This window comes from Amycolatopsis roodepoortensis (genome assembly GCF_024628825.1).
Classification (GTDB): Bacteria; Actinomycetota; Actinomycetes; order Mycobacteriales; family Pseudonocardiaceae; genus Amycolatopsis; species Amycolatopsis roodepoortensis.
Window position 1 is genome coordinate 3,828,901 of the sequence record NZ_CP102415.1, and the last position, 15,816, is coordinate 3,844,716.

Sequence of the window (15,816 nt, forward strand, 5' to 3'; positions counted from 1 at the left end):
GGACACCCGGCCTCGTGGGATGGCCTTCGTGCGTGAGAGGGAATTCCGGACAACTCTTCGATATCTGGTCTAGACCACCCGATCGTCGGTAGCGTGGGCCGGGTATCGCGACCTATGTTGAGCCGAACGGCCGCTTCCTGTTCGTTCAAACCGCTTTCGAGATGGGAGCTGGGTATGTTCGGTCGCGTCTCACGGCTGCTCGCAATCACCGGCGCGGCGGTACTCGCCGTCACCACCCTCGTCGCACTGGGCTCGGCGCAGGCGTCACCCGACGCCGAGGTCTGCGCGGTCAAATCGAAGCCCGCGGGCAAGGTCCTGCAGGGCTACTGGGAGAACTGGGACGGCGCGTCGAACGGCGTCCATCCGCCGCTGGGCTGGATCCCGATCACCGACGCCCGCATCAAGGCCAACGGGTACAACGTGATCAACGCGGCCTTTCCGGTCATCCTGTCCGACGGAACGGCAAAATGGGAGGACGGGATGGACGCGACTGTGAAGGTCGCGACCCCGTCCGAAATGTGTGCCGCGAAGGACGCAGGTGCGACCATCCTGATGTCCATCGGCGGCGCCACCGCGGGGATCGACCTGAATTCGGCCACCGTGGCGGACAAATTCGTCGCGACCATCGTGCCGATCCTGAAGAAGTACAACTTCGACGGGATCGACATCGACATCGAAACCGGCCTCACCGGCAGCGGGAACATCACCACGCTTTCGGCTTCGCAGAAGAACCTCATCCGCATCATCGACGGCGTCCTCGCCGCGATGCCGTCGAACTTCGGGCTCACCATGGCGCCGGAGACCGCGTACGTCACCGGCGGCAGCGTCGTCTACGGCTCGATCTGGGGCGCGTACCTGCCGATCATCAAGAAGTACGCGGACAACGGCAGGCTGTGGTGGCTGAACATGCAGTACTACAACGGAAGCATGTACGGCTGCTCCGGTGATTCCTACCAGGCCGGGACGGTGCAGGGCTTCGTCGCGCAGACCAACTGCCTCGACAAGGGCCTGGTGATCCAGGGCCAGACGATCCGCGTCCCCTACGACAAGCAGGCCCCCGGCCTGCCCGCGCAGGCAGGCGCCGGCGGCGGCTACATGTCGCCGAGCCTGGTTTCCCAGGCCTACCGCAGCATTCCGGCCCTGAAGGGCCTGATGACCTGGTCGATCAACTGGGACGGCTCGCGGAACTGGACCTTCGGCCAGAACGTGAAGTCGCTGCAGGGCCGCTGATCCTCGTGCCGTCCGTCCGATCACGTGAGTCGTCCGTCTGATCACACGTGTCGTCCGTCTGATCACGTGAGTTACGCCTTCAATCACGCGAATCACGCCTTCAATCACGCGAATCACGAGTTCCGTCACGCGGGCTCGCCGTGCGGCACCGGCGAACTCGCGTGATCAGAGGCGTAACTCGCGTGATCGGGGGCGTAACTCACGATTCGCCGGTCGGGATCGGATCGTCGTACTCCCCCGAAGGACCCGAGTGCTGCTTCCCATCGGGGTAGGGCCATGGGTTCGGGACGCAGCCGTGCAGGCCGAGCGTCTGCTGCTGCATCACCGGCGCGAGCGCGCCCGGCACGGGGCATTTCTCGTGGCCGCGCCCGAGTCGGTGCCCGACCTCGTGCGTGACCATGTACTGCCGATAGACCGTCAGCGACGCACCGTAACCGGGCACGCCGTTCGCCCAGCGCGCGACGTTGAGCACGACGTCGTCCCCGTTGCGGCACGAGGTGTAACCGTCGGGCCTGCCGCACAGCACGTCCCGGGTCCCCGGCGTGGCGAGGTGGATCGTGAAATCGGCCGGACCGTCCGGGCCGACCCGCTGCAACCGCCACCGTCCGCCGGCGGTCCAGCCTCGCGGATCCGCCAAAGTGAGCTCGACAGTCTTGGTGAAGCCGTCGACGCTCACGCCGGCGATGTCGGCCTCGACGGCGAGGCGGTACCGCAGCAACCTCCCGGTCTGCCCCGCGACCGGACCTTCGCCGAGCGGGAACAGCCACCTCCCGGATCCCGCCCGCGGGAAGGTGATTTCGGCGGACGGCGGCGCCAGCACCGCCTTCGGCGCGGAGGACGACGTCGTCGGCGAGGGAACGACGACCGGTGTCACGACGGGAGGGGCGACCGCATGGGTTTCGCAGCCGGCCGCCACCAAGGCGCACACGGCGAGAGCCACTGCCCGGCGCGCGGTCATCGGTCCTCCCGGAGATCTGCGGTCACATCCAGGAGTACGAGCAGGCGCCTGGGGAGGTTGTGGGACCGCGCGCGCAACCTTTCGGCGCGCCCGCCCGTATCGTTCTCGGTCATGGGCGAGGAGGTCGGCGGACGGCTACGGCGACTCCGCGCCGAACGCGGCCTCACCCAGCGTGAACTCGCCGAACCGCACTACACCGCCGCGTACGTGTCGTCCGTCGAGACGGGCGCGCGGACACCCTCCGGTGACGCGATCCGCCATTTCGCCGCGCGGCTCGGCGTGGACACCGGCGAACTGCTCGGCGTGACGTCGCCCCGCGACGACGTCCGGCTCGATCTGGACATCGCGGCCGCCGCGGCGGACTTCCTGACAGGGAAGGGTTCGGCACCGAAGATGCGGCGGCTGGCCCGGCGGGCCGAGAAGATCGGCCGCGACCGCCAGGCCGGACTCGCCTGGCTGTGGCTCGCGCGGTTCACCGACAGCGACGCCAGGGCGCGATCGGTGGCCGCCGCCGAAGCCGCGCTCGCCGACGACATCCCGCCGTACCGCGAACTGGCCGCCGCGTTGCGGGCGAATGTCCTGATCGACCGGGGCGAGCCGCATCACGCGATGCACCTGCTCCGGACGGCGCTCGACGCGAGCCTCGACCGTCATCCGCATCCGGTGCTGCTCCTGACCCTGCACGCGTACCTCGCCGACGGGCAGCTCCGCCTCGGCGAGAACGCTCTGGCCGCGCATCACGCGGGAGAGGCACTTCGGCTCGCTCGCGGCGGCGAGGAGATCCTGGCCGAGCTCGCCGAGAACCAGCGACGGCTGGCCGAGTCCTATCTCGGCGACGGACGGCTAGCCGACGCCGTCGCCGCCGTGTCGGCGCTGCACGACCTGCTCCACGAACGCGCGCTGCGGCCCGTACTGGCGCGGTGTCTGTTCGCGCGGGCGCTGCACCGGCGTGCCGACGACCTCGAAGGCGCTCTCGCCGACCTTCGCGCGTCACGCGCGGCCGCGCCCGATCACGCGGTCACGCTGGAGCTCGCCGACGTCTGCCGCGAACTCGGTCGCCTCGACGACGCCGCCGCGCTACTGTCCGAAGCGACCGAAGCCATCCCCGAGGACTCGCCGCTGTCCGCTTCACTCACGTTCCAGCAGGGCTCGCTGGCCCTGGCCCGTGGAGACCTCGAAGCAGCCGAAGCAGGCTTCGCGCATGCCATCGACGTAGCCGCCCTCCACGACACTCGCGGCGTCCTGGCCGCTTCGATCGACAAAGCGGGAGAGCTCCTTCGCGATCAGGGGCGCTTCGAAGAGGCCGCGGACCTGCTGCGGCATGGACTGCTCCTTCTCGGAGCCGAGGAGGACGTTTCCCAGTGACCGAAGTGGACTTGGACGACATCAGTGCGCGTTTGGTGAACCGGTTCGGTGCCGACGCCGACGGATGGCTCGCCGGGGTCCCCGCCCTCGCCGCGCGGCTGGCCGCCCGATGGGACTTCGAGCTCGGCGAACTGTTCGAAAGCGGGGCTTCGTCCGTCGTCCTGCGCTGCCGTTGGTCCGACGGGACACCGGCGGTGCTCAAACTCAGCCCGGACGGCGCGCTGCTGACCAAGCAGCTCGAAATGCTGCGAGTGTTCGCGCCCTCGGGCCGGGTGCCCGGCGTCCTCGCCGCCGACGCGGACGCCGGCGCGATGGTGCTGGAAGAGATCCGGCCGGGCACCCCGGCCGAGGACCTGCCGCCGTCGGCCCTGCCGGGTCAGTGGGGAGAACTGCTCACCGCGCTGCATTCCGTCGCCCCGCCCGCGGACTGGCCGTGGAGCCTGCGCGGCCGGTTCGAGGAGTCCTTCGACCGGATCGGCAAGCGGATCGCCGAACCGGCCATCGCCGCCAGGATCGGCCCGGACACGTGGCGGCGGGCGATCGAGCGCTGCGAGAAGCTGCTGGACACGCAGACTGGAGTCGTGTTGCTCCACGGCGATCTGCATCTCGGCAACGCCTTGGACGGCGGATCGCGCGGGCTGATCGCGATCGATCCGAAGGCCTGCGTGGGCGATCCGTGCTTCGACGCCGTCGACTACGTGGTGAGCGGCGCCGGGCACGAAGGCGTCGAGGCTCGTTGCCGTTCGGTGGCGGACGCGTGCGGGCTCGACGAGGACAGGTTGTACGCCTGGAGCCGCGTGGTCGCCCCCATGTTCGCCATCTCGCATTTGACCTACGGCGGCCCGGAGCAGGCCCTCGGCGAATGGCTCGCCCTGGCTAGCTGAGGAATTCGCGCAGCACCGCGGCGACCTGCCGGATCTCGCCCGCACGCACGTTCTCCTGCCGGGTGTGCGCCAGCGTCGGGTCGCCGGGACCGAAGTTCACCGCCGGAATCCCGAGAGCCGCGAAGCGCGCGACGTCGGTCCAGCCCAACTTCGCGACCGCCTTGCCCCCGGCCGCGGCGACCAGTTCGGCCGCGGCGGGAGCGCTCAACCCGGGCAGCGCACCAGGCGACAAGTCGACAATCTTGACGTCGTAACCCTCGAAGACCTCGCGAAGGTGCGCCTCGGCTTGTTCGGCGCTCCGGTCGGGCGCGAACCGGTGGTTGATCGTGAGCACGGCTTCGTCCGGGACGACGTTGCCCGCGACACCGCCGCCGATCTTCGTGGCCTGCAAGCCTTCGCGGTAGGTCAGACCGTCGATTTCGACCACGCGCGGCGTGTACTCGGCCAGCCTGCGCAGTGGCTCGGCGAGACCGTGGATCGCGTTGACGCCCATCCAGCCGCGCGCGGTGTGCGCCCGGACGCCGTCGACGCGGATCTCGATCCGCATCGTGCCCTGGCAGCCGCCCTCGATCCCGCCGTTCGACGGCTCACCGAGGATGGCGAGATCGGCTCGCAGCCACTCGGGCAGCTCGCGCTCGATGCGGCCGAGACCGTTCTTCGTCGCTTCGATCTCTTCGCAGTCGTAGAACACGAAGGTGATGTCGTGCCTCGGCTCCCGGAGCGCGGCGGCGAGGTGCAGGAAGACGGCGTCGCCGCTCTTCATGTCGACGGTGCCGAGACCGTGCAGGATCTCGTCGTCACCGGTCCCCTCACGACGCACGGGCAGGTTCTCGTTGACCGGAACGGTGTCGAGATGCCCGGCCAGCAGCACCCGCGACGGGCGGCCGAGGTTCGTGCGCGCGAGCACCGCGTCACCGTTGCGGATCACCTCGAGATGCGGCGCCTGCGCCTGGAGCGCGGCCTGCACGGTGTCCGCGATCACCTTCTCCTGCTCCGAGACGCTGAAGATGTCCACCAGCGCGGCGGTGAGGTCGACGGGATCGGCGTGCAAGTCGAGCGAAGGCATGCCCGCACCGTACCGCCGGGGGCCCGGGACTACCGTGAAGGAGTGCGCATGCGAACGATCTTGGTCGCCCTCCTCCTGGTGCTCAGCGGGTGCGGATCGAGCGAAGTCCCGGTGAAGGTCCGGCCGACCCAGAGCACCGGGCCGGACGTGCTGCCGATCAAGCTCAAGGCGCTGACCACCGATCAGTGCTATGTCGCGCCAGGGACCGAGTCTCCCAAGGGCTGTCAGAAGTACGTGACCGAGCTCTTCAGCGCCGCGGGCACCATCCGCAAACGCCGCCCGGACCTGGCGTCGCACGCCGACGCGCTGGAGCGCCCGATCGCCGCCTTCCGCACCGCGAACTGCCAGGACCAGGCGGCCCCCGGCGGCCCGTGCGGCCAAGCGCTCGGCGACATGGCGACGGCGCTGACCAGTGTGAAGAGCCTCGTCGACGGCTGAGGCCGGTCACTGGGTTACCGTTCAGGTCGTGAGCGAGCAGACCCCTGACCCCGAAACCACCGGCGCCACCGGCGTCGGACTGGCCACCGTCACGACCGACGGCACGGTACTGGACACCTGGTTCCCGCTACCCAAGCTGACCGACGGCACCGACAGCGAGGCCGGCACGGTGCGGCTGACCGCCGAAGAGGCCTCCGAGGCCCTCGGCGAGGCCGCGGCCGCCCAGCTCGGCCCGGACACCGATCGCGGTGTCGAGGTCGTCGCGGTCCGCACCACCATCGCCCGGCTCGCCGACGCCCCCGGCGATACGCACGACGTCTACCTGCGGCTTCACCTGCTGTCGCACCGGCTGATCCGGCCGCACGGCGCGAGCCTCGACGGGATCTTCGGCCTGCTGGCGAACGTCGTGTGGACCAACCACGGGCCGTGCCCCGTCGAGGGCTTCGAGGCGACCCGGCTGCGGCTGCGGGCGCGCGGCAACGTCACCGTCTACGGCGTGGACAAGTTCCCGCGGATGGTGGACTACGTCGTGCCCGCGGGTGTCCGCATCGCCGACGCCGACCGCGCCCGGCTCGGCGCGCACCTGGCCAACGGCACCACGGTCATGCACGAGGGCTTCATCAACTTCAACGCCGGCACGCTCGGCGCCTCCATGGTCGAGGGCCGGATCTCGGCGGGCGTCGTGGTCGGTGACGGCTCCGACGTCGGCGGCGGCGCGTCGATCATGGGCACGCTGTCCGGTGGCGGCAAGGAGACCATCTCGATCGGCGAGCGCTGCCTGATCGGCGCGAACGGCGGCGTCGGCATCTCGCTCGGCGACGACTCGGTCGTCGAAGCGGGCCTGTACGTCACGGCGGGCACGAAGGTGACCTTCGAAGGCAAGGTCGTGAAGGCGCTGGAGCTGTCCGGCATCTCGGGCGCGGTGTTCCGGCGGAACTCGGGGACCGGCGCCGTCGAGGTCGTCGCGCGCACCGGCGTCGGCATCGAGCTGAACGCGGCCCTGCACGCCAACTGACCTGCGGAAAGAGAGCAAGGGACCTTTGCTACCGCGCGGGCAGGGGTGTGTGGAGATAGAGACGTTGACTGTCCCTATTTCCACACGCCCCTCACCCTGCGTAGCGACGCTGACTGACAGTGTGGGTTTGGGACGCTAGACGTCCCGGTGCGCTTCGCGCGCGGGAGCAAGGGACCTTTGCTACCGCCTGGGTCCCTCGGATGTCGCGAAAGCCACTTTCGCGACGCCTGATGTCCCGAAAGTGGCTTTCGCGACATCCTCGGCGGCACCAAAAAAGAGCGCGACGTCCTCGGCGCACCAAAAGCTTTCGCGACATCCTCGGCGGCATCAAAAGAGAGCAAGGGACCTTTGCTACCACTCTCCCCCGGAGGGCGGTAGCAAAGGTCCCTTGCTTCTCTCACGGCCTGGACCACCTTGCCGGTTCACCTAGAATTCATCTTGTGACAGCCGAGACCCTGCCGCGCAAGAACGCCCCTTCGACCACTCCGGCCGCGCTCGGGCTCGGCGACCGTCCCGCGAAAGCCGGGCCGGACGATCCGGCGGCCACCCACGTCCGGGTCAAACTCGACGTCGAGATCCGCGCGCTCCTCGCGCACGAACCGGGCACCAAGTCCGGCGCCGACCCCGAAGATCTGCACCAGATGCGGGTCGCGCTGCGCCGCATGCGGAGCGTCCTCAAGCTCTCGGGCCGCCTCGTCGGCCCCGACGCCGAGCCGGTGCGCGCCGAGCTCGGCTGGCTCGGCCAAAGCCTCGGCGACGTGCGCGACTACGACGTCCTGATCGGGCATCTCCGCGAGGTCGTCGCCGAGTTCGAGGTGCGTGACCAGCCTGCCGCGCGCCGTCTGGTGTCGAAGTTCGTCACCGAGCGCGGCGTCGCGAAGCGGCGGCTCACCCGCGCGCTCGCCAGCCCCCGGTATGCCTCGCTGCTCCAGGACATCGGCCGCCTCGCCCGGCAGCCCGCCACCGAGGAAGACGTCGAAAGTCCCCAGACCTCGGCCGACCTCGTCGCCGGGCTGGCGAAGCCGCATCGAAAGCTCGCGAAGGCCGTGAAGGCCCTTCCCGCCGATCCCCCGGATGACGACCTTCACGCGCTTCGTATCTACGGCAAGAAACTCCGCTACGCCGCCGAGATGGCCAAGCCCGCCGCGAAGAAAAAGCAGGCGGAACGGATCCAGCGGCTGATCAAGGCCACGAAGAACTTCCAGACCGTGCTCGGTGACCACCAGGACGCCTGTGTCGCCGCCGATCGGATGCGCGGCGTCGTGTCCTCCGTCGACGCGGAGGTCGCCTTCATCGCCGGCCGGATCGCGGAGAAGGAACTGCTGCGCCGCGCCGAGGTCCGTGCCGTGTGGCGCGACGTCTGGGCCGAAGTGGACCAGGCCGCTCAGGCGGTGAGCGCGCGGATGTAGCCGTCCGGGCGGATCTGCACCTGCCGCCCGCTCCCGGCTTCATACGCGGCGAAGGCATGCCCGCCGACGTCCTCGAAGTCCGCGTCGGACAGCGCGCTGCCCGCGGGCAAGATCCGCCGCGCGCCTTCGGGCGCCGGGCCGTCGCCGAACACCAGCACCGTCGCCTGCGGGCCGCGCAGCAGCTCGAACAGCCGGACGGACTTGCCGTTCGCGTCCTTCAGCGGTGCGTCCGGCGCGCGGTCGCCGGGCCGGATCCGGCCGGTCGCCGCGGGTGCGAGCGGGCCGCCGCGATACCCGATGTCGAGCTGACGCGTGTTCTCCCCACGGTCGTGTGCGTCGTCCGCGCCTTCCTTGTACTTCTCGAGGATTTCGGTGCTGATCTTCAACACCCGCGCGGCGACCCCGCGCCGTTCGGGCTCGTAGCTGTCGAGCAGTTCCGGTGAACCGTCGGCGAGCTTCCAGCCGAGGTTGTACGCGTCCTGGACGCCGGTGTTGAGCCCCTGCCCTCCGGTCGGCGGATGGACGTGCGCGGCGTCGCCCGCGAGGAAGACCCGGCCCTCCCGGAAACGCTCGGCGAGCCGGATGTTGGGCCGCCACACCGTCGACCAGGCGAGATCGTGCAGCCGGACCCCTCCGCCGGACAGCTCGTCGAGCCGGGCCTGCAACGTGCCGAGCGACGCCTCGACCTCCTCTTCGCCCAGCGGCGCGGCGAACTGGAAGTGCGGTACGCCGGGCAGCGGCGTGAGCCCGATCCCCGACATCGGGTCTTCGGGCTTCGCGAACCAATGCCCGTACGCGCGATCGAGCCCCTCGGCCTGGACATCGCCGAGCAGCATGCGGATCGATTCGTCGGTGGTGCCCTCGAACGCGATCCCCAGTGCCTTGCGCACGAAACTCTTCCCGCCGTCGGCGCCGACGAGGTAATCGACCCGCACCCGCTCGCCCGGCAGTTCGGCCGTCACACCGCCGGCGTCCTGCTCGAAACCGAGCAATGGCGTACCGAGCTCGACCTGGACGCCGAACTCGGCGAGCCGGTCGCGCAGGATCCCTTCGGTCCGCGACTGGCCGAGGAAGAACCCATTCGGATACGGCACGTCCGGAGTCGGCTCGACGAGTTCGGCCATCATCCGCTCCCCGACGACCTCGCCACCGAGGTGGATCCGTATCGGCACGGGTACCTGCCCGGCGGCCAGCACTGCGTCCAGCACGCCGAGATCCTCGAAGACCTCCAGCGTGCGCGGTTGCAGCCCGTCGCCGCGCGAGCCCTCGAAGAACGTCTCGGCCTTCTCCACGATCCGCACGCCGACGCCGCGGCGCGCGAGATCGATGGCAAGCGTGAGCCCGGTCGGACCGGCTCCCGCGATCAGTACCTCGGCCATCTTCCCTCCAGTGAATTAAAATTCAGTGAATCTTGATTCAGTTTGCTCGTTGCTAGCCTTCCGTGTCAAGGAGGTGCCGATGACGGCGACAAGCCGCAAGGAGAAGGCGGCGGAGACGGAGGCCGCGCTCAAGGAGGCGGCGAAGCGCGTTTTCGCGGCGAAGGGGTACCTGAACACCAAGATCACCGACATCACGGCGGAGGCCGGACGCGCGGCGGGTTCGTTCTACAACCACTTCTCGAGCAAGGAAGAACTGCTCGAAGCGCTCCTCGAAGACCTAGCGGCGGAGAGCGACGTCAACGCGGCCTCACCGGAGCACATGCCCGACTTCAGCGACCCGCAAGCCGTGCACTGGCACGTCTGCGAGTACTGGAACTTCCACCGCGACAACGCCGCGACGATGCTCGCGCTGCGCCAGGCCGCGATGGTCAGCGACGAGTTCGCACGCACCTATGCGCGCTTCGGCGCAGCTCAGGCGGCGGACCTTCTCGACCACCTCGGGTACATCACCGCGGCAGGAATGGAACTCCCGGCGTCGGAGCGGGTCACGCTCGCGATGATGGCCGAACTGGTCAACGGATTCGCGCACACGTGGCTGCTGGACCCGTCGTCGGTGTCCGAGGAGGAAGCCATCGAGGCGCTGACGCGATTCATCTACCGGGGCTTCACGGGCCGCGACGTGTCCTGATCAGGAGGCGAGCCGCTCCACGGCCGCGTCGATCCGCTCGTCCGTCGCGGTCAAGGCGATCCGGACGTGCCGCCCACCGGTCGGCCCGTAGAACGTGCCCGGCGCGGCGAGGATGCCGCGATCGGCCAGCCAGTCCACGGTGGCGAGCGCGGACTCCCCGCGCGTGGACCAGAGATACAGCCCGGCCTCGGAATGCGAGATCTCGAAACCGCTGTCCAGCAATGCCTTCCGCAGCACCAGCCGGCGGCGCGCGTAGCGTTCCCGTTGCACGGCAAGCGCTTCGTCGTCGTTCAGCGCGGCGACCATGGCCTCCTGCACCGGCCGCGGCACGATCAGCCCGGAGTGTTTGCGGATCTCCAGCAGCCCGGCGACGAGCTTCGGGTCACCGGTGACGAATCCGGCGCGGTAGCTGGCGAGGTTCGCGGATTTCGACAGCGAGTGGACGGCCAGCAGACCGTCGAGGGAGCCGCCGTGCACGGACGGGTGCAGGATCGACACGGGCTCGCTTTCCCAGCCCAGCGCCAGATAACACTCGTCGGAGACCACAACGACATCGCGTTCGCGCGCCCATTCGACGACCTTGCGCAGATGGTCGACACCGAGCACGCATCCGGTCGGGTTGGACGGCGAGTTGATCCACAGCATCGCGGGCCGCTGCGGGCCGAGCGCGACGGTGCTGTCCGCGCGCAGCAGGGAAGCACCCGCCAGCAGCACGCCGACCTCGTAGGTCGGGTACGCCACCTCGGGGATCACGATGAGATCGCCGGGGCCGAACCCCAGCTGCCGCGGCAGCGAAGCGACCAGTTCCTTGGAACCGATCGTCGGCAGCACGGCCGCCTCGGGAATCCCCTCGATGCCGTGCCGCCGCGAAAGCGCCTCGATCGCGGCGGCCCGGAGCTCGGGAATCCCGTGCGTGGTCGGGTACCCCGGGATCTCCGACACGGACGCGAGCGCCGCGCGGATGCTCTCGGGGACCGGGTCCACCGGCGTGCCGATCGACAGGTCGACGAGACCGCCGGGATGTGCCTGGGCCTTCGCCTTCGCCTCGGCGAGGGAGTCCCAGGGGAAATCGGGAAGAGCGACCCGGCTCATTCGCCCTGCGGGGGAAGAGCCTTGATGAAGGCGGGGTCGTGACTGGTCTTGCCGACCTTGGAAGCGCCACCGGGCGAGCCGAGTTCGTCGAAGAAGTCGACGTTGGCCTTGGTGTAGTCGTTCCACTCGTCGGGGACGTCGTCCTCGTAGTAGATCGCCTCGACGGGGCAGACCGGCTCGCAGGCACCGCAGTCGACGCATTCGTCCGGGTGGATGTACAGCATGCGGTCACCCTCGTAGATGCAGTCCACGGGGCACTCGTCGATACACGCCTTGTCGAGCACGTCGACGCAGGGCTCGGCGATCACGTAGGTCACTGCGTACTCCTGCTTTATCTCTGCTTCACCAGTCTGCAACGGACATTACGCGCCCACGGGCGCCACCGGCCCGCTTAGGCCACCCTTATCCGTACCCGGAGTATGGGCGTTCAGCGGTCTTTCCGGCGCGGCGGCGGAGTGGCCCTGCTGTCCCCGGTGATGACGAACTTCGGCGCGGCGGGCTTCGCCGCTTCTGTGTCCGTCTCGACGGCTTTTTCCGCGCCCAATGCCCGGTTGAAGCCGTCCGAGATCTCGCGGACGAGGTCTTCGTTGTGCCTGTCGTCCTTGCGCGCGATGCTCATCGGGGTCCCTCCACTGCCTTCCTTGGCACAATCTAACCGTGAACAGTGCGGAAATGCTCGAGCTCACCTGTAGCCGGGCTTGGACTCCCCTGCTGGAGAGCCGGATCGGTGACTGGAGGCTCCGCTGGGCGGACGGGTTCACCGCCCGGGCCAACAGTGCCCTGGCGATCGGTGACCCGGGAAAACCGCTGCCAGACGCCTTGCGGGCGGTCTGTGACTTCGCCCACGATCATGCCATCCCGCCTGTCGTTCAGGTGATCCAGAACACGTCCCTGGAGGACGCCATCGCCGCCTGCGGCTGGGTCCAGTATGTGGAACACCGTCCCGCCCACGAGGTCCGCGTCCTGACCGGGCCGCTCTCGCCGGGGACCTCGGCGGGAGCGGTGATTCTCGACGAGCCGACGTCCGGATGGTGGGAGCTGACGGCGGGCGGCGCGGATCCGGCGGAGGCGCCACGGCATGTCCTCGGCACCGGCAAGGTCGGCTTCGGCGTCGCGGAACTGGACGGCGGCACGGCCGGCGCGGTGCGCGGAGCGGTCGTCGGCGAGTGGCTGCACATCGCCCGGCTGGAGGTACGGCCGGAGTTCCGGCGGCGAGGGCTGGCACGCGGGCTGATGGCCGCCGTGGGCGCCTGGGGTGCCGCTCAGGGCGCGACCGGGATGGTGCTGCAGGTCGCGGTGGCGAACTCCGGCGCGCTGAAGCTGTACGAAAGCCTGGGCTGTACGGAGCACCACAGGTACCGCTACTGGGCCCCGGCTCCGGGGGCGTGCGAGGATCGCCCGTCGTGAAGGTCGTCATTTTGGTCGGCGGAGTGGGCGGGGCCCGCTTCCTGCTGGGGGTCAAACAAGCACTCGGTCTGCCCGCGAGGAGTTCCGCGCCGGAATCACCGCATGAGGTGACCGCGCTGGTGAACACCGGGGACGACGTGTGGATGCACGGTCTGCGCATCTGCCCGGACCTGGACACCTGCATGTACACCCTCGGCGGGGGGATCGACGAAGAGCGCGGCTGGGGCCACTCCGGGGAGACCTGGACGGTCAAGGAGGAGCTCGCCGCCTATGGCGCCGAGCCGACCTGGTTCGGCCTTGGCGACAAGGACATCGCGACGCATCTGATCCGTTCGCGGATGCTGCGCGCGGGCTATCCGCTGTCGCAGGTCACCGAGGCGCTGTGCGATCGCTGGCAGCCGGGTGTGCGCCTGCTGCCGATGTCGGACGACCGCGTCGAAACGCATGTCGTGATCGACGATCCGGAGGATCCGGACCAGCGCAAGGCGATCCACTTCCAGGAGTGGTGGGTGCGCTACCGCGCCGAGCCGAAGGCGCATTCGATCATCGCCGTCGGCGCCGACGAGGCCAAACCGGCGCCGGGCGTGCTCGACGCGATCGCGGCCGCCGACATCGTGCTGTTCGCGCCGTCCAATCCGGTGGTCTCGGTGGGTACGACGCTCGGCGTGCCGGGAATCCGCGACGCGCTGCGGAAGACGCGCGCCAAGGTCGTCGGTGTCTCGCCGATCATCGGCGGGAAGCCGTTGCGCGGCATGGCGGACGCGTGCTTGAGCGCGATCGGCGTGGAGACCTCGGCCGAGGCCGTCGGGCGGCATTACGGCTCCCGCAAGGAATCCGACGGCGTCCTCGACGGGTGGCTGGTCTCCGAGGGCGAGACCGTCGACGTGCCGGGGGTCGCCGTCCGCGACGTGCCCCTGCTGATGTCCGATGTGGACGCGACGGCGGCCATGGTGCGCGCCGCTTTCGATCTGGCAGGAGTTTCCGTTGAGTGACCACGCTTCCGCGAAGATCGAGATCCTGCCGGTCGATGGCCTGCCGGAGTTCCGTCCCGGCGACGACCTGACCGGCGCGATCGTCGAGGCGGCCCCATGGCTGCGCTCGGGCGACGTCCTGGTCGTCACCAGCAAGATCGTCTCCAAGGTCGAGGGCATGCTGATCCGCGTCCCCGCCGATCCGGAGGAGCGCGACGCCGCCCGGCGCAAGCTCGTCGAGGAGGAGTCCGTCCGGGTGATCGCGCGGATCAACCGGACGGTGATCACCGAGAACAAGCTCGGCATCGTGCAGGCCGCGTCCGGCGTGGACGCGTCGAACGTGGCCTCCGGCGAGGTCGCCCTGCTGCCGTCCGATCCGGACGCTTCCGCGCTCGCACTGCGGAACGGGTTGCGTGAACGGCTCGGCGTCGAGGTCGCCGTCGTCGTCACCGACACGATGGGCCGCGCGTGGCGGGTCGGGCAGACCGACGCCGCGATCGGCGCTTCCGGCCTTCGGGTGCTGCACTCGTACGCGGGCGAGGTCGACAGCCAGGGCAACGAACTCGCGGTCACCGAGGTGGCGATCGCCGACGAACTCGCCGCCGCGGCGGATCTGGTCAAGGGCAAGCTCGGCGGGACACCGGTCGCCGTCGTGCGCGGCCTCCAGCCGACCGACGACGGTTCCACCGCCCGCAAGCTGCTGCGCCCGGTCGAGGAGGACCTGTTCCGCCTCGGCACCAACGAATCCATCGCACAAGGTCGCCGGGAAGCCGTGCTCGCGAGGCGTTCGATCCGGTCGTTCACCGGCGAACCGGTCGATCCCGAGGTGCTCCGCCGTGCGGTCGGGACGGCGCTCACGGCGCCCGCGCCGCATCACACGAAGCCGGTCCGGTTCGTGTGGCTGCGCGAGGAAGGCTTGCGCCGCAAGCTTCTCGACGCGATGAAGGCCTCGTGGCAGGCCGATCTCGAAGGTGACGACTTCACGCCCGAGCAGGTCGCGAAACGGCTCAGCCGCGGCGACATCCTGTACAACGCGCCCGAAGTCGTGGTGCCGTTCCTCGTCGCCGAGGGCGCCCACACCTATCGCGACGAGCGCCGGAACGCTTGTGAGCACACGATGTTCACCGTCGCCGGTGGCGCGGCCGTACAGGGCCTGCTGGTCGCGCTCGCCGCCGAAGACCTCGGTTCGTGCTGGATCGGCTCGACCATCTTCGCGGCGGACATCGTGCGCGACGTCCTCGGCTTGGACGAGCGCTGGGAACCGCTCGGCGCCGTCGCGATCGGCCATCCCGCCGAGCTTCCGCCCGCGCGCGGTCCCGTCGAACCCGGTGAAGGACTTCTCGAACTGTGACCCTGCACGACGACGTTGTGTCCACTTTGTCCGGTTGGCGGCCTGCGGACGCGGCTCAGGAATCCTTACGCCAGGCCTATCTCGGCTTCCTCGCCGCTCGCGACGACGTCTGCCGCCGGGAATGCGCGGCCGGGCACATCACCGCGTCGGCCGTCCTTCTCGACGCCGACGCGGAAAACGTGCTCCTGACCCTGCATCCGCGGGTCGGTCGCTGGCTGCAGCTCGGCGGGCATTGCGAACCCGGCGACGCGACGCTCGCCGACGCCGCTCTCCGCGAGGCACGAGAGGAATCCGGCATCGAAGACCTCGTCATCGATCCGGCCCCGGTGCATCTCGACGTCCACCCGATCACGTGCTCGCTCGGCGTGCCGACCCGGCATTTCGACGTGCGTTTCGTGGTGCGCGCGCCCCGCGGAGCACAACCGGTCCAAAGCGACGAATCGGACGATCTTCGTTGGTGGCCGGTGGATTCCCTGCCGGAAGGGTCGGAAGATCTCGCCGAACTGATGGAAGCCGCCGTGGCCGTGGCGCCCGGCCGTTAGGGTGTCGGCTGACGTCCTAAA

At 69.5% G+C, this 15,816-nt stretch carries 17 protein-coding genes; 11 read left to right on the top strand and 6 right to left on the bottom strand.

Going from position 1 to position 15,816, the window contains the following annotated elements; translation table 11 throughout:
• The first annotated feature begins 174 nt into the window (after positions 1 to 174).
• Positions 175 to 1,230, top strand: coding sequence for a chitinase (locus tag NQK81_RS17760; RefSeq protein WP_257489065.1), 1,056 nt, complete (start codon positions 175 to 177; stop codon positions 1,228 to 1,230).
• 199 nt (positions 1,231 to 1,429) lie between these two features.
• Here NQK81_RS17760 and NQK81_RS17765 read toward each other — a convergent pair whose 3' ends face one another.
• The gene (locus NQK81_RS17765) at positions 1,430 to 2,188 is read right to left on the bottom strand and encodes a DUF3152 domain-containing protein (RefSeq protein WP_257489066.1); all 759 of its coding nucleotides are present in this window, start codon (positions 2,186 to 2,188) and stop codon (positions 1,430 to 1,432) included.
• Positions 2,189 to 2,299: 111 nt separating this feature from the next.
• On the opposite strand from NQK81_RS17765, the gene NQK81_RS17770 reads away from it, so the two are divergent.
• Entirely contained in the window at positions 2,300 to 3,553 is a 1,254-nt protein-coding gene (locus NQK81_RS17770) for a helix-turn-helix domain-containing protein (RefSeq protein ID WP_257489067.1), read from the top strand.
• Positions 3,550 to 4,437 carry an aminoglycoside phosphotransferase family protein gene (locus NQK81_RS17775; protein ID WP_257489068.1) on the top strand — a complete coding sequence of 296 codons (888 nt, stop codon included), beginning with the start codon at positions 3,550 to 3,552 and terminating at the stop codon, positions 4,435 to 4,437. The genes NQK81_RS17770 and NQK81_RS17775 overlap by 4 nt, the downstream gene beginning before the upstream one ends.
• Here NQK81_RS17775 and dapE read toward each other — a convergent pair.
• Complete coding sequence (gene dapE, locus NQK81_RS17780) at positions 4,430 to 5,503, bottom strand: succinyl-diaminopimelate desuccinylase (protein WP_126736385.1); 1,074 nt, start codon at positions 5,501 to 5,503, stop codon at positions 4,430 to 4,432. The two genes, NQK81_RS17775 and dapE, sit on opposite strands and share 8 nt — an antisense overlap.
• A gap of 48 nt (positions 5,504 to 5,551) precedes the next feature.
• Between dapE and NQK81_RS17785 the strand changes: the two genes are divergently transcribed.
• From NQK81_RS17785 to NQK81_RS17795, 3 genes are all read left to right on the top strand, one after another.
• Entirely contained in the window at positions 5,552 to 5,941 is a 390-nt protein-coding gene (locus NQK81_RS17785; protein ID WP_257489069.1) for a hypothetical protein, read from the top strand.
• Between the two features lie 28 nt (positions 5,942 to 5,969).
• Positions 5,970 to 6,956, top strand: coding sequence for a 2,3,4,5-tetrahydropyridine-2,6-dicarboxylate N-succinyltransferase (gene dapD, locus NQK81_RS17790; protein ID WP_126736387.1), 987 nt, complete (start codon positions 5,970 to 5,972; stop codon positions 6,954 to 6,956).
• Between the two features lie 440 nt (positions 6,957 to 7,396).
• A complete protein-coding gene (locus NQK81_RS17795; RefSeq protein ID WP_257489070.1) occupies positions 7,397 to 8,365 on the top strand; it encodes a CHAD domain-containing protein in 969 nt (322 codons plus the stop codon).
• Here NQK81_RS17795 and NQK81_RS17800 read toward each other — a convergent pair.
• A complete protein-coding gene (locus NQK81_RS17800) occupies positions 8,341 to 9,744 on the bottom strand; it encodes an FAD-dependent monooxygenase (protein ID WP_257489071.1) in 1,404 nt (467 codons plus the stop codon). The genes NQK81_RS17795 and NQK81_RS17800 overlap by 25 nt on opposite strands.
• Before the next feature lie 79 nt (positions 9,745 to 9,823).
• Here NQK81_RS17800 and NQK81_RS17805 point away from each other — a divergent pair, with 79 nt between their 5' ends.
• Positions 9,824 to 10,432 (top strand): TetR/AcrR family transcriptional regulator, encoded by a 609-nt coding sequence (locus tag NQK81_RS17805; protein ID WP_257489072.1) that lies wholly within the window; start codon positions 9,824 to 9,826, stop codon positions 10,430 to 10,432.
• On the opposite strand, the gene dapC is transcribed toward NQK81_RS17805, so the two are convergent.
• The 3 genes from dapC to NQK81_RS17820 form a co-directional block, all read right to left on the bottom strand.
• Positions 10,433 to 11,524: a succinyldiaminopimelate transaminase gene (dapC, locus tag NQK81_RS17810; RefSeq protein WP_257489073.1), complete on the bottom strand. Its 1,092-nt coding sequence runs from the start codon at positions 11,522 to 11,524 to the stop codon at positions 10,433 to 10,435.
• Entirely contained in the window at positions 11,521 to 11,841 is a 321-nt protein-coding gene (gene fdxA / locus NQK81_RS17815) for a ferredoxin (RefSeq protein ID WP_016331413.1), read from the bottom strand. The genes dapC and fdxA overlap by 4 nt, the downstream gene beginning before the upstream one ends.
• A 110-nt stretch (positions 11,842 to 11,951) precedes the next feature.
• The gene (locus NQK81_RS17820; protein ID WP_192746619.1) at positions 11,952 to 12,143 is read right to left on the bottom strand and encodes a hypothetical protein; all 192 of its coding nucleotides are present in this window, start codon (positions 12,141 to 12,143) and stop codon (positions 11,952 to 11,954) included.
• Positions 12,144 to 12,196: 53 nt separating this feature from the next.
• On the opposite strand from NQK81_RS17820, the gene NQK81_RS17825 reads away from it, so the two are divergent.
• Genes NQK81_RS17825 through NQK81_RS17840 form a run of 4 tightly spaced genes read left to right on the top strand, consistent with a single transcriptional unit; the run spans position 12,197 to position 15,795 of the window.
• Complete coding sequence (locus NQK81_RS17825; protein ID WP_257489784.1) at positions 12,197 to 12,931, top strand: GNAT family N-acetyltransferase; 735 nt, start codon at positions 12,197 to 12,199, stop codon at positions 12,929 to 12,931.
• Entirely contained in the window at positions 12,928 to 13,923 is a 996-nt protein-coding gene (gene cofD / locus NQK81_RS17830) for a 2-phospho-L-lactate transferase (protein WP_257489074.1), read from the top strand. Before NQK81_RS17825 ends, cofD begins: the two co-directional genes overlap by 4 nt.
• The gene (locus tag NQK81_RS17835; protein WP_257489075.1) at positions 13,916 to 15,253 is read left to right on the top strand and encodes a coenzyme F420-0:L-glutamate ligase; all 1,338 of its coding nucleotides are present in this window, start codon (positions 13,916 to 13,918) and stop codon (positions 15,251 to 15,253) included. Before cofD ends, NQK81_RS17835 begins: the two co-directional genes overlap by 8 nt.
• Positions 15,250 to 15,795, top strand: coding sequence for an NUDIX hydrolase (locus tag NQK81_RS17840; protein ID WP_126736395.1), 546 nt, complete (start codon positions 15,250 to 15,252; stop codon positions 15,793 to 15,795). The genes NQK81_RS17835 and NQK81_RS17840 overlap by 4 nt, the downstream gene beginning before the upstream one ends.
• The last annotated feature ends 21 nt before the right edge of the window (positions 15,796 to 15,816 follow it).